The sequence below is a fragment of the Allolucifera butyrica genome (assembly GCF_900476375.1).
Taxonomy (GTDB): Bacteria; Bacillota; Negativicutes; order Sporomusales; family UPPP01; genus Lucifera; species Lucifera butyrica.
The window spans coordinates 125166-144748 of sequence record NZ_UPPP01000051.1 but is presented as its reverse complement, the minus strand read 5'-3'; the positions used below and the strand labels follow the sequence as shown (position 1 = coordinate 144748).

The window sequence follows — 19583 nt, the reverse complement described above, 5'->3', positions numbered from 1 at the left end:
GGAGAGCAACAGGGTCTCCCAAGTTCTCACGGAGTAACTGTGTGTAGCATGCCAAGACCTTCGATCCCGGGGCGCCAAACTTAACTTGCCTTTATCGCTAAGCCCAGTGTTGTCTTCTGCTCGTCCCATGCATCGACCATTCCCATTAGGAATTTCGGGATTCTACATCTTCAGCTTTCGCTTTCGGCCTACTACCTTTCCTACCTACGCTTAGACCTGGCGTTACCGCTTCAGTCCCAAGGCTGGATACCGGGTGGTTGGCTAGACCTTCCCAGACGGGATTCCCACCCGCTATACTCCGTGCGCTTCTTGGCGCACGGGACGTTTCTTTCGTCTTGCCTAAAAGCAATTATCCTATGTTGTTACGAACTGCAATTGTTACTTTCCGGATCTAAGATTTATATAATAGGGTAGAAGATGTAGTGAGGTGAAATAGCGAAGTGGCGGATTCGAATACGAGACTTACCGGTCGAATTGTTTTCCCGGATGATCCCGGTTACGAGAAGGCCCGTATGGATTTTAACACGAGATTCTCAAAGTATCCCCGCGTTATTGTTTTTTGCCAAAGGGTACAGGATGTAATCAATGCGGTAAAATGGGCCAGGGAAAATGATACACCTATACGGGCCCGCTGTGGAAGGCACAGTTATGAAGCTTTTTCAATATTAAATAATGGAATTGTCATCGATGTAAGCGAAATGGATAGAGTTTTTCTTGAGAAAAGAAAGGGCACGGCAACCATCCAGGCCGGGGCCACCCTGCTTCCGCTTTACAAAGCTCTATGGCGTAAGGGTGTTACGATTCCAGGCGGAACGTGTCCGACTGTCGGCATTTCCGGCCTTACGCTGGGAGGCGGCTTTGGCATGCTCACAAGAAAGATGGGTCTGCTTTGCGACAACTTGATGGCAATCCAGATGGTCAATGCGAAAGGGGAACTCGTCTACGCCGACCGGCACGTTAATTCTGACCTTTTGTGGGCTTCCCGCGGCGGCGGGGGCGGCAACTTTGGCATCGTTACATCCTTTGTTTTTAAGGTTCATCCCATTTCCAATGTTGCTGTTTATAATATCACCTGGGATTGGCCGGATGCCAAAGAAGTAGTCAAAGTATGGCAAGATTGGGCGCCATTTGTTGATGAACGCTTAACATCAATTCTAGAGCTATTCACCCAAAAGGCTGGCCGCATTTCTTCATCCGGTGAATTCTTAGGCCAGGAAGACCAGCTGCAATACCTGCTAAAACCATTAACGGCCGCCGGCAAACCGATTCAAGTTAAAGTTCAAACAATCCCGTATATTGAGGCAGTATTAAAATTTGACGGCGGTCCGGGTCCTCATAAGTTTAAAAATACGGGGGCCTATGTGTATCACAGTTTATCGGATGCGGCAATTAATACTTTACTTTATTATATGGAGATTTCCCCCGGCAAGGATAACTCCATTCAGTTTCAGAGCTTACGAGGGGCAGTCAGCAAGATTCCTCCGGCTAAAACAGCCTATTTTCATCGTGAAGCAAACTATATTATGCAATATATAACGCAATGGAAAACTGATAATGAAGAATCGCCCAATGTCTGCTGGGTAGAAAAACTTAGGCAGTCCATGCTAAAATATGTGGACGGAACCTACGTTAATTGGCCTGACATCTTTATCAAAAACTGGCCCTGTGCATATTATGGCGCCAATTACCGGGAACTCGTGAAAGTTAAACGCAAGTATGATCCGGAGAATCTGTTCCACTTCGCACAGAGTATTCGCCCAGACTGATGTCGTGGGGGCGGGAGTTGTCGACAACCCCGTCCCCATGATACTCGACAAGAATCCTCCAGCTCAATTTATTGCCGTTCACCAAATCAAAGAAAAAAATCCGCCAATCTCTACTAAACCATAATATTCCGACTAAATAGCTTTATTTGGCAAAGTTCGCAGCCACAACGGAATTGCCATGTGTTCAAATTAATACTATAATGTTTTTGTACGAGAGACAAGATGTTTACAATGTTGCCTCAATGCAGAGGTGCCTTTTAAAGGCACCTCTATTTTTTGGTAATGGAGGTGAGACATATGAATTTTTTAAAGGTAACTTTAACCTTAATCCCCTTTATTTGGACAATTGGTATGATTCCCTTAGCAAACAGGGTCACGCCTTTTATATTCGGCTTGCCTTTTTTGGCCTTTTGGCTTGTAGCCGGTGTTTTTGTCGCCTTCTTCTGTATCCAGTGTATTTATCGAATCGATTCCAAAAACGTCAGAAACCTGTAATCACAATAGCAGCAAGGATGGTGCCTTATGAACAACGCGATTAGCTCCCTGATTATAATCTTTTTATTTGTTATTACTGCAACAATTGTCGGTATGATTCCCGGTATGAATAAGAAAATGAATCTTGAAGAATGGGCGGTTGGCGACCGTAATTTTGGCAGATGGCTGAACTGGTTTATTTTATCCGGCGAAATCTATACGGCCTTTGCCTTTCTTGGCGCCAGCGGCTGGGCCTATGCCCGCGGCGGCCCAACTTTCTATATTTTGGGTTATGGTGCACTGGCGTATATTGTTGGCTACTATATTTTACCGGCCATTTCGCCAATCGGAAGAAAACACGGATTAATGACTCAGCCCGATTTAGTAGGATATTTATACGGCAGTAAAACACTAAGTCTTTTGACTGCCATTATCGGGGTTGCTTTTTTGTTGCCTTATTTACAGTTGCAGCTAACCGGCCTGGGACTGATTATTGAAACTTGTTCTTATGGTTTGGTTCCCCGTGTCCCCGCTATGCTGATTGCTTTTGCTCTGGTTGCTTCCTTCGTCTATTTAAGTGGCTTAAAGGGAGTTGCCTCTACTGCAGTATTCAAAGATGTGGCTATGATGATTGCTGTCGTCTTCTTTGGCCTCTACCTGCCAATTCACTTTTTCGGCAGCGTGGGCGGAATGTTTAAAGCGTTAGAAGTCGCTAAGCCTGGATTTTTAGCACTGCCGGGGGGCACAAAAAATTTGGATGCCAGCTGGGTCATGTCTACTTTAGCCGTATTCAGTATGGGGTTTTATATGTGGCCGCATTTTACACCCAACAGCTTCAGCGCCCGCAACCCGGATGTGTTGCGACATAATGCCATATATTTACCCTTATATCAATTATGTTTAATATTTCCGATGTTAATTGGTTTTACAGCATTATTAGTGTTAGCCCCTTTAAAGACACCGGATATGGCGTTTATGACAATTGTCCAAAAAGTATTCCCCGGTTGGGCCGTTGGACTGGTTGGCGGTGCCGGAGCCCTGGCATGTATGATTCCGGCTGCTGATTTGCTGCTTTCTACTTCCATGCTTTTTACCCGTAATATATATTGCAAGACAATCGCCAAAAATGCGACTGCCAATGATATGGGGCGCATAGCCCGGGTTGTAGTGCTTGCGCTTACGGCCATCGCTCTTTGCCTGGCTATCTTCCTGCCTAACATGCTGGTTAACTTGCTTATTACGGGTTATTCGGGGGTGAGCCAGTTTTTCCCCATGATTGTATTGGGTCTCTATTGGAAAAAAGCTTCCCGTTGGGGCGCCTATGCGGGATTGTGCGTGGGTGAAATTTTAGTATTCACACTAATGCTGGGACACATGGATCCCTTTGTCTTTGCCGGAATGAACTTAAACGCGGGGTTCGTTGCTTTGTCTATGAATCTGACTGTTTTTGTCATGGTAAGCTTATTTACAAATAATTCTGTCCAGGATAAAAACAGAAAAGCTCCAATTGCCCGGTAACAAACTAAAAAAAGCCATTTGATCAACCAATTGATCAAATGGCTTTTTTAGTTAAACTCTTTGCTAATGGCTCAATTTCATTCCTGCGCCAATTTAACAGCAGCCGCCACTAAAATTTCCATACCATAAAGCAACGCATCCTCATCGATATCATATTTCGGATGGTGTTGAGGATAAATAATTCCTTTTTCCGGATTACCAACACCGATAAAGAAAAAAGCCCCCGGTATTTTTTCTTGATAATAGGAAAAATCCTCGCCGCCCATCACCGGATTGATTGTCAATACGTTAGATCTGCCTAAAACCTTTTCACCCGCTGCCGCAATCGCTTTGCTACATTCGGGGTTATTAACAACCGCAGGCAGCCCCAGCGCTTTTTCGAATTGATACGCAGCACCGTAAGTCTCGCAAACCCCTTTAATGATTTGCTCAATCCGTTCAAAAACGGTCGAGCGTATAGAAGGTTCAAACGAACGGACGGTTCCGGTAAGAAATGCAGTATCGGGAATTATATTGAAGGTTTCGCCCGCTTTAAAAGTCCCCAGCGAAACAACCGCCGGTTTAAGGGGATCAATATTACGGCTAACTATGGTATTGAGCGCCACTGCTAATTGCGCTCCCACTAAAAGCGAATCCACCGTCTGATGAGGCATAGAACCGTGGCCGCCGCGTCCCTTTACCGTAACAGAAAATCGGTCTGACGCAGCCATAAGACGGTCATAAGAAACCCCAATGGTTCCGACCTTCAATGGCTCCCAGAGATGTGCCCCAATAATGGCATCAACTCCCGCCAATGCACCTTCTTCAATCATAATTTGCGCCCCGCCGGGAAGTATTTCTTCGCTTGGCTGGAACAGAAAACGAAAGTTACCGGCTAATTGACCACTTATTGCAGTCAGAATCTTTGCTGTTCCTATCAGCATTGCCGTATGGCCGTCATGACCGCAAGCATGACAAATCCCCGGGTTTTGCGACTGATATGTCTTACCGCATTCATCGAAAAGCTCCAGCGCGTCCATATCCGCCCGGATAGCGACTGTTTTACCCGGCTTTGAACCTTTTATTTCAGCAATAACACCCGTTTTGGCAATAGGACGGCATACAAGTCCAATCGCTGCAAGCTCCTTCATAATCCGTTCCTGCGTTTTAAATTCCTTAGTACTAAGCTCGGGATAAGTATGGAAGTGACGCCGCAAGTCAATAATCGATTGGTGGTACTTTTGGGCAAGGGAGCTAATCATCGTCATGATATCCTCGACCTTTCTTCTATAAATAAATTACTCCTTGAAAGCTTGCCGCTGTCAAGCGCGGCAGAAGCAACCTCGCAAAAACAAATTGACTTATCTTTATTATAAAACATAATACGGACCATTAAAAGACATTTCCGTAATATTATAAATTAAATATAGGATCCCCGCATTGAATTTACCGGGTTTAATTTACCACAGGTTTATTTACCTTGTATAAAATTTCCTTTATCAGAAGTTTATATAATTTGCGCGGTCTCCCTTTATAAAGTGTCTCTTCGTGCGAGACCTGCGCCAGCTCCTGTTCAACCAAAGTACCCAGCAGCCGCCGCGCACTGCGGGGGGTTATGGATAAAGACATTGCCAGTTCGTCAGCCCCGATTACATCAGTACCCAATTTATCCATAGTCGCCAAAAGTCTGTTAAAGGTAGTTACGCCGACTTTTAGCTGTCTGGCCATTCTTCCGGAATAGTTTATATCCGGCCGCAAGGAGTATTTTAGATAATTTTCCGAACTGAGTGGACCAATCACTGTTTTGTCATCCAAAACAACCATCCAATTGCCTTTTCCTCCGTGTTTCGCAAAACCTAATGCTTTGTACGCATTTTTTTCCGCCGCATGAGCTGTTTGTCCAAAACCGATGCCGCCGCTTACCGGTACGGATAAAAAACGCGTTATTTCCTCCTGGATTGGAATAATGGTAAACCCCTGCGTAACTTCTTCCACCGCTCCGCGCGTGGAATAGATCGTATAATGCCCCGGACCGTGTGTGTCAATGGACCCTTTCACCATTTCGGTATAATTTATAAGTAAGGAATACAGTTTCGCTTCAATTCTTTTAACCTCATAGGTGGAAGCAGCCTCACGGACTATATTGGCATAATCATCAATAACAATTTGCTGAATCGAAATCTGGCTGCCTTTAAATGCAGCAGCTTCTACGGTTCTATATGCCATATCCAGCGTGGTGCGGATATTATCCCGCAATGGCCTGATTCGGAAAGCGGTCATTCCTCTTTTTTTCAAATCAATAAAAGTAGACTGAAACGAAGTAACAGCCATTTTCGTTTTTCCATTTTTCCATAATTGATAATGATATTCTGTCATGTCTGCAGACGAAACAATTCCATCACAATCAAATACATGGATGCCGTCGGCAGGCAGCTGCATATCCGTGAAAGTTTCCTCAATTTCTTGCTTACTTATCATATCAAAGCTGATGGCGCTGATGTCCAGTTTTTCTACATACGCAATTTCAAACAATACCCGATATAAACTTGAGCCGGTATGAGGAATGAACAAAAGCGGTTTTTTTGTCATATTTGCCGCCACGGCATGATTGTAGGGTACCTTGCCCGAAAAAACCCATCCATCCGGCAAATCACCATATTCAACAAGAAGCGCCGATACTTCCGCTGCATCATTATAGGTCAATGCAATAATCTCAATTGTTTCATCGTATTCTTTTGCTACTTCGGCAATCAAATCTACTGAATCCGATGGTCCAACTACCGCTAACTTTATTTTCCTCATATACCCTCCAAACACTTCCGCACAATCTACAAGCCTATCATGAGAATAACATATTCCGAGAGTACCGGCAACTTCCGTATAATAGTCAGCACTGCTGTTCCACTTCGCACAGAGTATTCGCCCAGACTAACAGGGATGTCGCGAGGACGGAGTTATCGACAACTCCGTCCCTATAACATTTTATGGCACTGTTAAATTATTTATAGTTTTCTATTTTTATATTGACATTGAAAAATAAACGACATAGTATAATATTGTAATTAAAATACCAATATAGTTCTAGTTGGTACAAAAGCATTATGAGGTGATTATTTTTGCGAAACCGAATTATTATGGCCGCTGTAGAAGAAATCAATTTGCGAGGCTTTAAATTTAGTATGAATGATCTCACTAAACGGCTTCGCATAAGCAAGTCATCCATCTATGAGCATTTTTCTTCCAAAGATGAGCTGATTGCCACCATCCTGGATATGGTTTTGAATGACTACCTGGCGCAGGAAGAAAAAATCTTTAATTCCAATTTACCGGTTATTGAAAAGCTAAAAGCCGCTCTGACAATTACACTGCAAAATTTTGAACCGTTTCATAACCGGGTGTATGATGACCTTCGCTTGACATATCCGGAAAAATGGGAAAAAGTAATTAGTTTTCGCAAAGAACGGATGGACCGCCTAACCAGCCTGCTCCAGCAGGGAGTGAATGCTGGTGTCATCCGGCATGTAAACTTAGGTGTCGTTCGCCAAATAATCGTTAGTACCATGAATGACTTGGGCAGTTACCGTTTTCTTACCGAAAATAACATGACCTATCCAGATGCCATTGCCGTTATGCTGGATGTAATCATTCAGGGACTAATAGTAAAAGAATAACTAAGCTAAATTTTACAACCGCAAGATCTCTAAGTAGAACGCGCTAATAGCGCGCTTTACTTATGTCCCCCGATACCAAAGATACCAAATTGGTATATTACAGTACAAAAATTTCTTGGGAGTACATTACCCGTCAGACTTGGACGTTTCTTATTGGTAAAAAGAATAATATCAACTGTATTTTTAGAAGGAGTGATATGAATGTTTATGGCAAAACCTATTTCCAATTTTGTTCGCAGTTTAACGTATGCTCTTTTGGTGATTCTGGCTGTCACATTGCTTGCCGGCTGCGGAAACAATGCGGCCACCCCGGAAGTATGGGGGCGTGCAGATGCTAAAGAGGTAGATATTAATTCCAAAATACCGGGCCGGGTTGTCAGCCTGCTCGTTAAAGAAGGCGACCGGGTAACCAGGGGGCAAATAATAGCCCACATTGACAACCGTGATATTGTCGCCCAAATAAACCAAGCCCGGGCCAATATTAAAGCCTTGGACGCGCAGACGGCCCAGGCCGCCACCGTTACCGTTCTACAGGACCGAACTGCAAAAGCGGCTTTACATACTGCTCAGGCACAATTAGAAAAAGCCAACTCTGATTTAAACCTGGCGAAAAGCGATTATAAACGGTTCAGCGAACTGGTGGCATCGGGCGCCGTCTCTAGACAATTATTTGACACCTACAAAACTAGATATGAAGTGGCTCAGGCTGCTTACACCCAGGCGCAGGCCACTGTGGCAGCCGCCCAAGCCGGGCTGTTGCAAACCAATGTTGATACGGCGAATGAAGAAGCTGTGAGCAGCAAAGTTGCTCAGGCCCAGGCTACCTTACAACAGGTAGAGGTTTCCCTGGATGAAACGGAAATACGCGCGCCTTTTGACGGCATTATCACCGCAAAATATGTGGAAGAAGGAGCTATGGTGTCCCAGGGCATGCCGCTGGTTGCCATTCAGGACCCGTCGGATAATTGGGTCAATTTGAAAGTGAAGGAAACGGAGCTTTCCCGCTATTCCCTTCATCAGCCGTTAAAACTACAAGGCCGGGACGGTAATCTTATCCTGAACGGAACAGTTGTGGATATCAGTAAAAAACCGGAATTTGCAACCTACCGGGCTACCAGCGACCGGGGCGACGACCAGGACATTATTAGTTTTAATGTAAAAATCCAGGTTAATTCTGAAAAAATACGTCCGGGCATGCGGTTTAAAGTAATTGATTGGGGTAAATAAAAATGAAACTGCAGAAAATTATTTTGCTGGAACTGCAGGGGCTGTTCCGGCGCAAATTTCCTACGGCGTTGTTGCTTTTCGGTATACCCATTTTGTATGTCTTCCTCTTTGGGCATGCTTATAAGAGCGGCGTAGTCAATTATATTCCTGCTGTGATCTATGACCAGGATCAGACCGCTGCCAGCCGTGCATTAACCCAGGAATTTATTGATTCGGAACGTTTTCAGGTGGTTGCTCAGGTAACAACTCGGGAGGAAATGGAACAATTATTGCGTGTAAAGAAAGCCCTTGTATCCATTTCCATACCACCCAAGTTTGCCCAAAATATCAAGTTGAGTATAGGATCGGAAGTTTTGGTTGAAGCGAACTCAAGCAACAATATGTTTGCCAATGCCGTAATTGCCTCCAGCCAGGAGATCGTCCAAACTTTTGCAGCGGGCACCGGTCAAAAACTGCTGGAAGGGATCAACCAAATGCCTGCACCGGCCTTACAGTCAGCCCTGCCTGTCAGATTAGGGGTACGGATTCTGAATAATCCCACTGCGTCGTACACCGATTTCATGTTGAGCGGACTAATGGCCAACGGGTTACAAATCGCAATTCTATTAGTCGCCGGTACTCTCATAAGCAAAGAATACAGCTGCCTTTCCCGCTGGCGGGGAACTTCCTCGGCTCTAATCGTCGCCGGCAAACTGCTCCCCTGCTGGCTTTGCGCCATAGGCGCCTTTATTACCGGCCTGGGTTATCTCACGGCATCTTTTGGTGTTCCTTGCCGCGGGAACCTCGCCAGCATTTTACTATTAGGCAGTGCCTTTACTTTTCTGGTAACTAATCTCAGCTTTTTGTTTTCCGCTATTACTCACGATGAAGTTTCCTCAGTGCAAGTACCCTTGCTTTATATTATGCCCGGGCTTTTATACAGCGGAGTCAGTTGGCCCCCGTTTGCCATGAATCATTTTGCCCAATTTTTTTCCTCACTTATGCCGCTTACGTATATGGGCGATACGTTGCGGGACCTGTTGCTGGCCGGCTACTCGCCAACCCTGCTGAAAAATATTGTTATTATGTTTGCCGGCGGCAGCGGTCTCGGCCTGATTACCGGTTTAGTTTTTTCCTACCGCCGGAAAAAAGGCCAACTCCCCAGTGCGAAGGAGATGCTTGTATGAATTGGAGGCACATAATTAAGCGTGAACTCAGGCAGATGTTTATTACAGACCGGCGGCGAGCCGTCTTTCTCTTCGGGGCCTCCCTGGCTTACCTGATTTTATTTAGCCTGTTATACGGCCCACACGTAGTAAACTCAGTACCGCTAGTAATTTATGATGAAGATCAAACCCAATTCAGCCGGGAACTTATTCAGGAATTTTACGATTCCGAAAAATTTCAAATTGTTAGTTATGTTACAACACAGGAAGATATGGAACGGGAACTGCGCGAAAAAAAGGCCTATGCCGCCGTGCACATTCCCCGGATATTTGCTCAAGACGCCAAATCCGGGATGTCTTCCACCGTTCTGGTAATGGTTAACGGCTCCAATATTATCATTACCAACACGGTCACCGCCGCAGCCCAGGAAATCGTTGCCGCCTTTACCAAAGAAACGGGAACCGGACTCACCGAAACCAATTATGGACAATTGCCCGCTCCGGCAATGAACAAAACAGGACCGGTTGCTCTGCGCTTCCGGGTGCTCAACAATCCAACTCAGGACTACCTCGGCTTCTTTGTTATGGGGTTAAGCATGGCGGCTTTCCAGCAGGGCGTCTTTCTGCCTGTCGGCGCAAGTCTTCACAGTGAATTTCGGTATCCGGAGGAACTGGGAAATGCCGGTTTTTTACAGATTATGGCCGGTAAGTTGTTCCCTTACTGGCTTTCGGCCATTTCAGCTTTTTTCATTACTATCGCAGCTGCTGTTCACATCTTTGGGATTCCCGTTAAGGCATCTATACCCGATTTATTCTTACTATCGTCGACCTTTATTTTTGCAGCCGTTGCCTTCGGTAGTTTTTTGGCCTCAATCTGCAACACCGAGTTAACCTTCACGCGAGCATCAATTATTTATACCGTACCTGCTTTTGTAGTGTCCGGCTACTCCTTCCCGCAAGAATCCATGGATCTCATCGGCAAGACAGCATCTTCCCTCTTCCCTCTATCTTATTTTAATAATACGCTCCGCGACCTGATGCTTGCCGGATATTCACCCTTTCTCTACCGGAATAGCCTGATTTTATTGCTAATGGGAATCACCCTCATCGTTTTGGCAACGGTATGCTACATTTGGAGACTCAAACAAACTCGCGGCATGGTAACTGGCAAATCGATTAAAGCATAATACTGCTGATGAATTGGAAAGCCTCCGAGTTTTCGGAGGCTTTTATCTTTTTTATAAATGGAATCCCTAATCATATACCAAGGATTAATTCACTTGATGTTCTGTATTAAATGGTATTTCACTATGGAAGGTATAATTTTTTAAACTGACTTCTGGCAAATTCGTCAGTCATGCCACCGATCAAATCAGCTATGTTGCGCATGAAGATCTTGTGCTTTATATATCCTTGGGCTTCCATGCCATAGGGGTAATTGCCTTGATACAGGAGGATTTCGGTTGCTATTGCGTCTTTATTGCTTCGTCGAATTTCTATATGAGGAATATTGAGCAGCTCTAAATCTTTGTTAATCCGGCTAAGTGTGTTATCCGGGAGTTGTCGCGGATTGCAGTAGTAAGCCTTAAATAGCTTGCGGATGATGTATGCCGCATTGCCGTCAAAGCAATTGATTTCTTGCGAGTTGATAATCCTGTTTCTGATAATTTGCTCTAGAGAATCCAGCATGCGTTGCTCGTTTTCATGGAAAAAAATAAGTTTACTGCCAATGACACCGAGTTCACGGGAAATTGTACATTGAGATTTATATTCTTCAATAGCCATCCGGGCATTTTTAATCAATCGTTCAATAAAGAAATTCAAAATGGCCGGTGTCATGATGGAGTTTTGTAAATCTTTGCGATTAATTACAATTTTTCTCGCAATAGATGGCTGTAAAATATTATGGAGGTTATGATGCAAATCCCTGAGTATGGGGGTATTTAATTCTTCCATCAATTCGTCTATGGTAATAACACCGCTGGCTAGTCCGTCATCCAGGTCGTGCCCGCGTTGGGCAATTTCATCGGCGATTTCGACGACTTGTCCTTCCAACGTCGAGCAAAAATCCACCTCTAAATGCAGCTTCTCTATATTACCGATGATAAGGAACTCATTTATATCGAAACATTGATGTAAACAGACTGCGCAGTGGCGCTTTTCTTTTTTGCATTTTTTTAGGCTGGTATGCTTTAGGATACCTTCTAAAACCTGGTAGGTTAAGTTTAAACCCTCATATTCCCGATACTTTTCTTCAATGTAATTGAGTAAACGCAGGGCCTGGTAATTGTGTTTAAAACCACCCAAGTTCTCCGGCTGATGCTGCGGTGCCAGCTTGATTCCGCCGGACATAATCAGATCCAGTTGGCGCTCCCCCTCATGGCCAAAAGGTGTATGTCCGACATCGTGACCAAGCGCGATTGCCTCGGTAAGGTCTTCGTGCAGGCGCAACTGTCGGGCAACGGCCCGGGCTATCTGCGAGACCTCCAGGGAGTGGGTAAGTCTCTTACGGTAATGGCCACCCTTGGTTGTATTATAAATTTGGGCTTTATCAACCATACGGCGAAACCCTTTTGAGTGAATAAGCCGTTCTTTATCCCGCTGAAATTCATTGCGGTATGGGTGGGGGCGGTCAAGGGCAATTGGTCTTTGGGCATATTGGCTTTTTTGGGCCAGACTGTCTAAATGGTCTTCTTGCTGGTGGTAGGCTTGAAAAAAATTCAGGGGAAGGAGGAGTGGAGCACTTTTCCAGTCGTATTCGACGGCGAAATATTTTTTGAGCGAATAACGTTCTGTATCAAAGAAGATAGCGAACAATTCTTTTTGCGGCAGGTCGGCAGTAAAAAAATACGTGGGGTTTGTTTCCAGGTTATGACGGGCGGATTCCACCGTGGATAATTCATAAAGCTGTGTTAGCAGGCTGATTTCGCTATTGCTTAATTGCTTGATGCAGTCAATATGCAACGCAAAAGTATATGCTTCAGGCAGGCAATAGCCACTCCAGGCTTTGGCGACCTTTTCTGTTTGGACGCCGGCGATGAGGAGCAGCATATGCTGACTATCCGTAGTTTCAAAAAGGTATGCAATCCGTTCTTTTTCATTTTCCCGCGTCGGGTAAATGACTGTTTTCTTTTGGTTTAAACTTTGTTCCAGCAACTCCCACTCCGGGGAAATTTCATATTTCCAGATAAGTACTCGCATAAGGCCCTCCCTGCAGTAAACTTCATTGGTTATTCTTTTTAACAATACCATTTACGATAAAATCAACCAATACAGCAGTATAATAGTCTTTCTGTTCTTTGTCCTGGGGAAAATCCACATAACTACATATTTGAAACAATCTTACCCCCGCATTGGCGACGATCTTTTCATCAACATCACGAAACTTCCCCTGTTTTTTTCCCTCCCTAATAATTTCAGCTACGATTGAAATAAAATCTGCTCTAATCATGGAATCGTATTTTTGACTTGCAAAAGGGGGGAAAAGTATTTCATTTGCTTCAAATAATCCTGCTAAAAAACTATCTTCATTAAAGAAGGCAATCACTGCTTTGGCTGCTTGAATAAGTTTTGCCAGAGGATCCGGAATCCCGTGAATACCGTCAAACAAAACTTGACGTGCTTTATAAAATTCTCTTGCCATTAGATTGGTAAACAAATCCTCTTTGTTATTGAAGTGCTCATAGATCGTTTTCTTTGAAATTTTACAATCTTGACTAATCTCATCCATAGTCGTTTTTTTATAACCAAAATGACCAAACCGTTCTTTCGCTTTATCCAGAATAAAATTTTTTATATCATCCACTTTTTGCCCCTCCTTTAAACTGTAATTGCTTTCATTCTGGATTTGACTGGCGGAGACAGTCCGTAGGCAATCAAAAATTTTCAAGATAGCCTTTAACGAGTTTTTATAAAAAGGCAGCCTGCCTTATCGGAGACTGCCCTTTTAGTTTGTTCTAATAAATCTTACCCATGGCTTTTTTGAGCTGAGCGATGCTGTTGCAGTAATCGTAGACCGCCACGACATAATTGGTTTTGGCCTGGGTCATAGCCACTTCGGCGTCCATTACATCTAAGTTTGTACCAATGCCGGCAAAATAACGTTCCTTGGCCATAGCGTAATCATGCTCGGATTGATTGACGGCCACCTGATTGTTTTTGATGCGTTCGGCTGCTTCTTTGACGTTTAAAAAGGCATTGCTGACTTCCAAGGTAATCGCATCTTCAAGCTGCCGTTCCTGTTGAGTGGCAATAGTAAGCCCCGCTTTAGCCTGTTCGACCTTATTCTTGGTAATGTGATTGTCAAAAATGTCATACGATACGTTTAGGCCAACTGTCCAGTCGGTATTGTGCTTGCTGGTGGAAGGAGAAGTGTCGCTGATATTTTCAACAGCAAAGGCGCCTACAGCCGGTAGAGAATCGCTTTGGGCGATTTTAATTTTATCTTGGGCCATGGCTATTTTAAGCTTGGCTTGCTGTATTTCAGGACGACTTTTAAAGGCTTCCGCCAGACTGTCCTCCAGGGTGGCCGTATAGGGATCATGGGAGACACTGTCCTCCAATTCAGTATCATCCGTCAGGTTGAGCCCAATGACCTTGTTTAACTTATAACGGGCCATCTTGACGGCATTCTGCGCTTTAATCAGATTGTTGCGGGCATTCGCCAGACGCACCTCGGTTTGCAGCACATCGGACAGGGCTACATTGCCAACATCATATTGTTGTTGCACATTGGTCAGATGGCCGCTGAAGTCATCAACAGCCTGTCTGGCAATATTGCGCAAATTCAGTGCCTGCAAAACATTATAATAGGAGGTTGTAACCTCCAAAGCCAATTGCTCTTTCGTTGCGTTATGAGCAAATTCCATGGCGGCTTGGCCGCGGCCGGCCATATCGGCCATACTTTCCAGTTTTCGTCCGGTATAAAGCGGCAATGCCAGCTTGAACTGATGTTGATAAAAGGTATAGGTATCGGACCAGGCCGGGAAACTGACGCCCGGGAGGGGATACTGCGCGGTCGTGTTATTATACCAGGAAGGCGCTTGATCTGATCTTCCATAATTAAAATCATATTTAAAGGTAACGCCATTATAGGCTTTGGCCTCTTTAAGGGACCACTTGGATTCTTCGATATTTGCCGCCGCAATTTGCATTGCCGGATTATTTTTCATTGCCAAAGAAATACTTTCCGGCAGTGTCAAGCGGGCCTCGGCCTGAACGCTATGTCCGAGTACAAAGAGGCAGGCTGATAATAAAAAACTTATACAGGCTCTATAGTACGGTTTCAAAGAAAAACCTCCCAATCTAGAATGTTAGTTCAGAAATGGATTACGTGACTGACCTGCTGTGTTGTCAGGAAGGCAGCCCGGTTAGGATGTTCTTGGCAGGTAAATTGCTGTTATCCGGGTCCGAGCGGTTAACCTTATACCAGGCGGCATACATAACCGGCAAAACCAGGAGAGTCAGTACGGTGGCACCTAACAAGCCGGCGGCAATCGTTACCGCCAGCGGTCCCCAGAAAACACTGGACAGCAGTGGAACCATCCCTAAGATTGCCGCTGCCGCTGTCAGCAAAATGGGCCGCAAACGGATGACCGTCGCCTCAATTACGGCATTCCAAGGGGAGACTCCGGCGGCTAGCTGCTGGTCAATCTGGTCGATAAGAATGACCGAATTGCGCATAATTATGCCGGACAGGGCTAAAATGCCCAGCTGTACAACAAAGCCCATCGGTTTGCCGGAAAAGAACAGGCCCACGGCTACGCCGATGATGCCCAGCGGCGCGGTCAGTAAAGTAAGGATCATTTTCGGGATGCTTTGCAACTGGGCCATCAAGATGATCATAATGATAATGAACATGGCCGGTACCGGCTGCAGGAGATAGTTAAGGGCTTTCGCACTGTCTTCGTTAGAGCCGTCATACTCTATTTTGTAACCGAAGGGCAGGCTGTCGCGCAACGGTTTAAGTTGCTTGTATATTTGTGTGGTCACATCCTGGCCGGATACATTTTCAGATTTAAGTTCCGCTTGAACTATGATCATTGGCTTTAAATCCCGGCGGTAAATAAGGCCATCTTCGGCGTCATAGCTAATTTTGGCAATTTGATCCAAAGGCACATAGCGGCCATTCCCTGTAGGAATATTGATATCTTTCACGAATTGAGGATTGTTGCGGTCTTGGGGGACAAACCGGAAGACCATATCCACGGTTCGGTCTGCTTCCCGGAATTGCGATATGGGCAAGCCGGAAAGCTGAGTTTGCAGCGCTGCCGCCAGCGCTCCGGACGAGACTCCGAGGGTCCGGGCTTTATCCTGATCAATCGAGAGGTGCATAATTTTGCTTTTCTCATTCCAGTTTAAATTCACATTTTGAACATTCGGATTGGCAGCCATAACCGTTTCCATTTGTTCGGCAATTTTACGGACCTTGTCCACGTCATACCCCTCCACGCGGAGCATGACCGGATAATCAGTTGCCGGGCCGATGCTAATGACTTTGGTATGATACCGTACCGTGGGGAATTCATCATTTAACATTTTGGCAAATTTGGCGCGCAGTTCGTCCCGCAACTTATAATCTTTGGCGACAATGACAAATTCGGCAAAATTAGATTTGGGCAGTTCCGGCGTTAAGGTAAGAACAAAGCGCGGGGCGCCTTCGCCGACATGGTAGGTATAGTAATCAATTCCGGGATCCTTACTAATTTTTTGCGCAAACTCCCGGGCTACTTTTTCCGTATTTTCGAGAGAAGCGCCTTCCTGAAGTCTTAGCTGCACAATCAATTCCGGACGGGTCGACGACGGAAAGAACTGCTGTGTAATATGGGTTAGTAAAAGCGCGCCTAAAAGAAAGGAAACGACAGTGCCTCCCAGCATTACGCCGCGGTGGTTGAGGCACCAGGAAAGAAGGCGCCGAAATTTATGGTAAATAGGTTTATCATAAACATCATGGGTACCCTCTCCGGTATGCGGCTTGACTTTAATCATTAAATAGCCAAAAAGCGGCGTAGCGGTACCGGCCACCAGCCAGGAAATGAGGAGCGCCATGGCAATCACATAGAACATGGTCACACAGTATTCCGAGGCGTTTCCGTTAGAAAAACCGACGGGAATAAAGCCTGCGGCGGTGACCAATTCACCGGTCAGCCGGGGATACGCCGTCGAGATATAGGCAAATTTGGCGGCGCTCAAGCGGTCCCAGCCTTCTTCCAGCTTTACAACCATCGTTTCTATGGTGATAATCGCATCGTCGACCAGTAGACCCAGCGCAATAATCAGGGCGCCCAGCGAGGTTCGTTGCAAATCAATTCCGGTGATTTTCATGACCGTAAACACGGCCGCGATGACCAGCGGTATACAGAGCGCCACGATCATTCCGGAGCGGAAGCCTAAACTGATTAAACTGACAATTAGCACGATAATAACGGCTTCAACCAGCGATTCTACAAAGTCATCGATGGAGGATTTCACAACCTGGGGCTGATTCACCGTTTGGTGAAGTTCCAAACCGGCCGGAAGTTCTTTTTGGATGTGTGCCACGGTTGTTGCCATATTCTTCCCCAAGTTCAGTATGTTGCCGCCGGTTTCCATGGCCACCGCAATGCCGATCGCCGGCTGGCCGTTGTAGTAGAATTTGGGATCGGATGGATCGGAATAGGCTCTGGTTACTTTGGCAATATCCCCCAGACGAAAGCTGCGGCCGTTTGCTTCAATGGGGGTATTACGGATCTCTTCCAGATTTTCAAACATGCCGGAAATTCGCAAATATACATTGTCTGTTGAGGTCTGAAGCATTCCCCCGGGAACCATGGCATTTTGCGCCTGAAGGGTGGATATGATTAACGCGGGAGGAATTCCCAGCTGAGACAGTTTACTATTTTCAATTTCAATATAAATCTTTTCAGTCTGCACGCCGATTAGCTTGACTTTGCTCACGCTGGGAACATCCAGCATAATCCGGCGGATTTTTTCCGCTTTTTGCCGCATGGTCTCGTAAGAATAACCGTCGCCGGTGAGCGCATACATAATACCGTAAACTTCATCAAAACGGTCGTTAAATATCGGTTCCATGACGCCGGTCGGAAAAGTGCTCTTAATGTCATTGACCATATTTCTGGCTTCCAGCCAATGGTTTCTTATTTCTTTTTTCGGCACACTGTCTTTTAGATTGACATAAATAACAGTAAGCCCCGGTGTGGAGTAGCTTTTTAAGTAGTCAAGTCCCGGCAAATCCTGCAATTTTTTTTCAACTTTATCGGTGACTTGCTCTTCCATTTGGCGGGCGGTCGCTCCCGGCCAGGGAACAGCGACGACCATCTGCTTAATAACAAAATCGGGATCTTCCGCCCGCCCCATATTAATATAAGAAAATATGCCGGCGACGAAAAAGAGGGCGATAAAAAAGTAAATAAACTGCTTATGCTTTAGCGCCCATTCGGTCAGATTGAATTGATTCATAACGTATCACCGCCCGGGTTTACTTTTTGCCCCTCCCTGAGTTTATGTACTCCCGCTGTTACGATCCGGTCACCTTGCTGCAAACCCGACACAATCTCAACGGTTCCATTGCCGAATTTTCCCGTTTTAACCTGACGTAAGGTAACGGTCTCGCCGGTTACAACCCAGACGCAGGGAGTATCGCCGGTTTGGTAAATGGCAGACAGCGGAACAATCGCCGCAGCCTGTGTTTCATTACCCAGCAGGGTTACGGAAGCGGTCATGCCTAATTTGATTTCCGGGGATGGATTGAGTAAAGTAATGCGCACCTTATAAGTACGGGTTACCGGGTCGGCCATAGGCGCAATTTCACGCACTTTGCCCTCGGTTGTAATATTGGGCAGCGCCCAGAACGATACTTGAATCTTAGGTGATTTACGCAGCTCTTCGATCCGGTTCTCGGGAACGCTGATTTCCACTTCCCGTTCTCCATCCAGTACAATGGTCAGAACCGGCTGTCCGGCGCCGACTACCTGCCCGGCTTCGACGTTAATCTGGGAAATTACACCCGAATGGTCTGCGTATAACGAACTGTAATCGAGCTGATTTACGCCTGCCGATAATTGGGCAGAGGCTTGGCGGGTACCGGCAACGGCTACGTCATAGGCAGTTTGATATTGATCAAGTACAGCTTTGCTGACCACCCCGTGCTGATAAAGCTGTTGAAAACGCTTTAAATTGGCTTCCGCCAGTTTTAGATTCGATTCTGCGGAATACACCTGGGCTGAATTGCTGTTAACCAGTTGCTGCAAATCCTTGGGGTCAATTTTCATTAATAAATCGCCGGCTTTGACGGTACTGCCACGCTCTACATACCGTTTAATTACTTTGCCGCTGACTTGAAAAGCCAGCTGGCTTTCATATCGTCCGCGGACTTCGCCGGAATAGGTATATTCTTGCGTTGCTGCCGTCGTATTAATTACGGCGGTTTGGACGGCGGGAATATCCTCTGTAACTGCTTTAGGCTGCTGATGCCCGTTCCATACCATGACGCCGGCAATACCCAAGGCGATTGCGATTGCAGTTAAACCATAATATAATTTTTGTTTTGGTGTTTTAGGTAAGTATTGCATCGTTTCATCCTCACTTTTGTTTTTTTTTAGAAAAAAAACACAAATCCATTATCCGTTCTAGGCAAAAACAATCTTCTTTATTGCTTACACTTTTTCATCACTCCATATCTTCTGGTCAGTTATTTATAAAGATTGTAGCGAATAACATTAATTATTTATTGTACTACAATTACATTATTGGTACACGTAGTACAAAAAGGTATATTTAAATCGCACTAAAGTGCGATTTAAAAT

Annotated in this window: 14 protein-coding genes; 7 read left to right on the top strand and 7 right to left on the bottom strand. The window is 45.4% G+C overall.

Annotated features, from left to right (window positions below; translation table 11 throughout):
• Positions 1-440 precede the first annotated feature (440 nt).
• The 3 genes from LUCIF_RS00970 to LUCIF_RS00960 all read left to right on the top strand — a co-directional run bounded on the left by LUCIF_RS00970 (position 441) and on the right by LUCIF_RS00960 (position 3758).
• On the top strand, positions 441-1766 hold the full coding sequence (locus LUCIF_RS00970) for an FAD-binding oxidoreductase (protein ID WP_207856778.1): 1326 nt from the start codon (positions 441-443) through the stop codon (positions 1764-1766).
• Between the two features lie 282 nt (positions 1767-2048).
• Positions 2049-2261, top strand: a complete 213-nt coding sequence (locus tag LUCIF_RS27255) for a DUF3311 domain-containing protein (RefSeq protein ID WP_370744437.1) — start codon at positions 2049-2051, stop codon at positions 2259-2261.
• A 27-nt stretch (positions 2262-2288) separates the two neighbouring features.
• Positions 2289-3758, top strand: coding sequence for a sodium:solute symporter family protein (locus LUCIF_RS00960; protein ID WP_122625994.1), 1470 nt, complete (start codon positions 2289-2291; stop codon positions 3756-3758).
• Between the two features lie 77 nt (positions 3759-3835).
• On the opposite strand, the gene LUCIF_RS00955 is transcribed toward LUCIF_RS00960, so the two are convergent.
• Together LUCIF_RS00955 and LUCIF_RS00950 are read right to left on the bottom strand one after the other, a co-directional pair.
• On the bottom strand, positions 3836-5005 hold the full coding sequence (locus tag LUCIF_RS00955) for a M20 metallopeptidase family protein (protein ID WP_122625993.1): 1170 nt from the start codon (positions 5003-5005) through the stop codon (positions 3836-3838).
• Positions 5006-5192: 187 nt separating this feature from the next.
• On the bottom strand, positions 5193-6539 hold the full coding sequence (locus LUCIF_RS00950) for a helix-turn-helix domain-containing protein (protein ID WP_122625992.1): 1347 nt from the start codon (positions 6537-6539) through the stop codon (positions 5193-5195).
• Between the two features lie 314 nt (positions 6540-6853).
• Here LUCIF_RS00950 and LUCIF_RS00945 point away from each other — a divergent pair, with 314 nt between their 5' ends.
• The 4 genes from LUCIF_RS00945 (at position 6854) to LUCIF_RS00930 (ending at position 10967) form a co-directional block, all read left to right on the top strand.
• Positions 6854-7408 carry a TetR/AcrR family transcriptional regulator gene (locus tag LUCIF_RS00945; RefSeq protein WP_122625991.1) on the top strand — a complete coding sequence of 185 codons (555 nt, stop codon included), beginning with the start codon at positions 6854-6856 and terminating at the stop codon, positions 7406-7408.
• A 201-nt stretch (positions 7409-7609) separates the two neighbouring features.
• On the top strand, positions 7610-8635 hold the full coding sequence (locus LUCIF_RS00940) for an HlyD family secretion protein (protein WP_243638629.1): 1026 nt from the start codon (positions 7610-7612) through the stop codon (positions 8633-8635).
• A gap of 2 nt (positions 8636-8637) precedes the next feature.
• Positions 8638-9801, top strand: a complete 1164-nt coding sequence (locus LUCIF_RS00935) for an ABC transporter permease (RefSeq protein ID WP_122625990.1) — start codon at positions 8638-8640, stop codon at positions 9799-9801.
• Positions 9798-10967: an ABC transporter permease gene (locus LUCIF_RS00930; protein WP_122625989.1), complete on the top strand. Its 1170-nt coding sequence runs from the start codon at positions 9798-9800 to the stop codon at positions 10965-10967. Before LUCIF_RS00935 ends, LUCIF_RS00930 begins: the two co-directional genes overlap by 4 nt.
• 121 nt (positions 10968-11088) lie before the next feature.
• On the opposite strand, the gene LUCIF_RS00925 is transcribed toward LUCIF_RS00930, so the two are convergent.
• The 5 genes from LUCIF_RS00925 to LUCIF_RS00905 form a co-directional block, all read right to left on the bottom strand.
• Positions 11089-12981: a deoxyguanosinetriphosphate triphosphohydrolase family protein gene (locus tag LUCIF_RS00925; protein WP_165865831.1), complete on the bottom strand. Its 1893-nt coding sequence runs from the start codon at positions 12979-12981 to the stop codon at positions 11089-11091.
• A gap of 22 nt (positions 12982-13003) precedes the next feature.
• Positions 13004-13585, bottom strand: a complete 582-nt coding sequence (locus tag LUCIF_RS00920) for a TetR/AcrR family transcriptional regulator (RefSeq protein ID WP_122625987.1) — start codon at positions 13583-13585, stop codon at positions 13004-13006.
• A gap of 151 nt (positions 13586-13736) precedes the next feature.
• Positions 13737-15068 carry a TolC family protein gene (locus LUCIF_RS00915; RefSeq protein WP_122625986.1) on the bottom strand — a complete coding sequence of 444 codons (1332 nt, stop codon included), beginning with the start codon at positions 15066-15068 and terminating at the stop codon, positions 13737-13739.
• Positions 15069-15132: 64 nt separating this feature from the next.
• Positions 15133-18237, bottom strand: a complete 3105-nt coding sequence (locus LUCIF_RS00910) for an efflux RND transporter permease subunit (protein ID WP_122625985.1) — start codon at positions 18235-18237, stop codon at positions 15133-15135.
• A complete protein-coding gene (locus LUCIF_RS00905; protein ID WP_122625984.1) occupies positions 18234-19349 on the bottom strand; it encodes an efflux RND transporter periplasmic adaptor subunit in 1116 nt (371 codons plus the stop codon). Before LUCIF_RS00905 ends, LUCIF_RS00910 begins: the two co-directional genes overlap by 4 nt.
• Positions 19350-19583: the final 234 nt, after the last annotated feature.

Coding starts and splice junctions, on each gene's coding strand:
- LUCIF_RS00905 (WP_122625984.1), bottom strand. CDS start 19,349: ATGCAATACTTACCTAAAACACCAAAACAAAAATTATATTATGGTTTA.
- LUCIF_RS00950 (WP_122625992.1), bottom strand. CDS start 6,539: ATGAGGAAAATAAAGTTAGCGGTAGTTGGACCATCGGATTCAGTAGAT.
- LUCIF_RS00960 (WP_122625994.1), top strand. CDS start 2,289: ATGAACAACGCGATTAGCTCCCTGATTATAATCTTTTTATTTGTTATT.
- LUCIF_RS00930 (WP_122625989.1), top strand. CDS start 9,798: ATGAATTGGAGGCACATAATTAAGCGTGAACTCAGGCAGATGTTTATT.
- LUCIF_RS00935 (WP_122625990.1), top strand. CDS start 8,638: ATGAAACTGCAGAAAATTATTTTGCTGGAACTGCAGGGGCTGTTCCGG.
- LUCIF_RS00955 (WP_122625993.1), bottom strand. CDS start 5,005: ATGACGATGATTAGCTCCCTTGCCCAAAAGTACCACCAATCGATTATT.
- LUCIF_RS27255 (WP_370744437.1), top strand. CDS start 2,049: ATGGAGGTGAGACATATGAATTTTTTAAAGGTAACTTTAACCTTAATC.
- LUCIF_RS00910 (WP_122625985.1), bottom strand. CDS start 18,237: ATGAATCAATTCAATCTGACCGAATGGGCGCTAAAGCATAAGCAGTTT.
- LUCIF_RS00925 (WP_165865831.1), bottom strand. CDS start 12,981: ATGCGAGTACTTATCTGGAAATATGAAATTTCCCCGGAGTGGGAGTTG.
- LUCIF_RS00940 (WP_243638629.1), top strand. CDS start 7,610: ATGTTTATGGCAAAACCTATTTCCAATTTTGTTCGCAGTTTAACGTAT.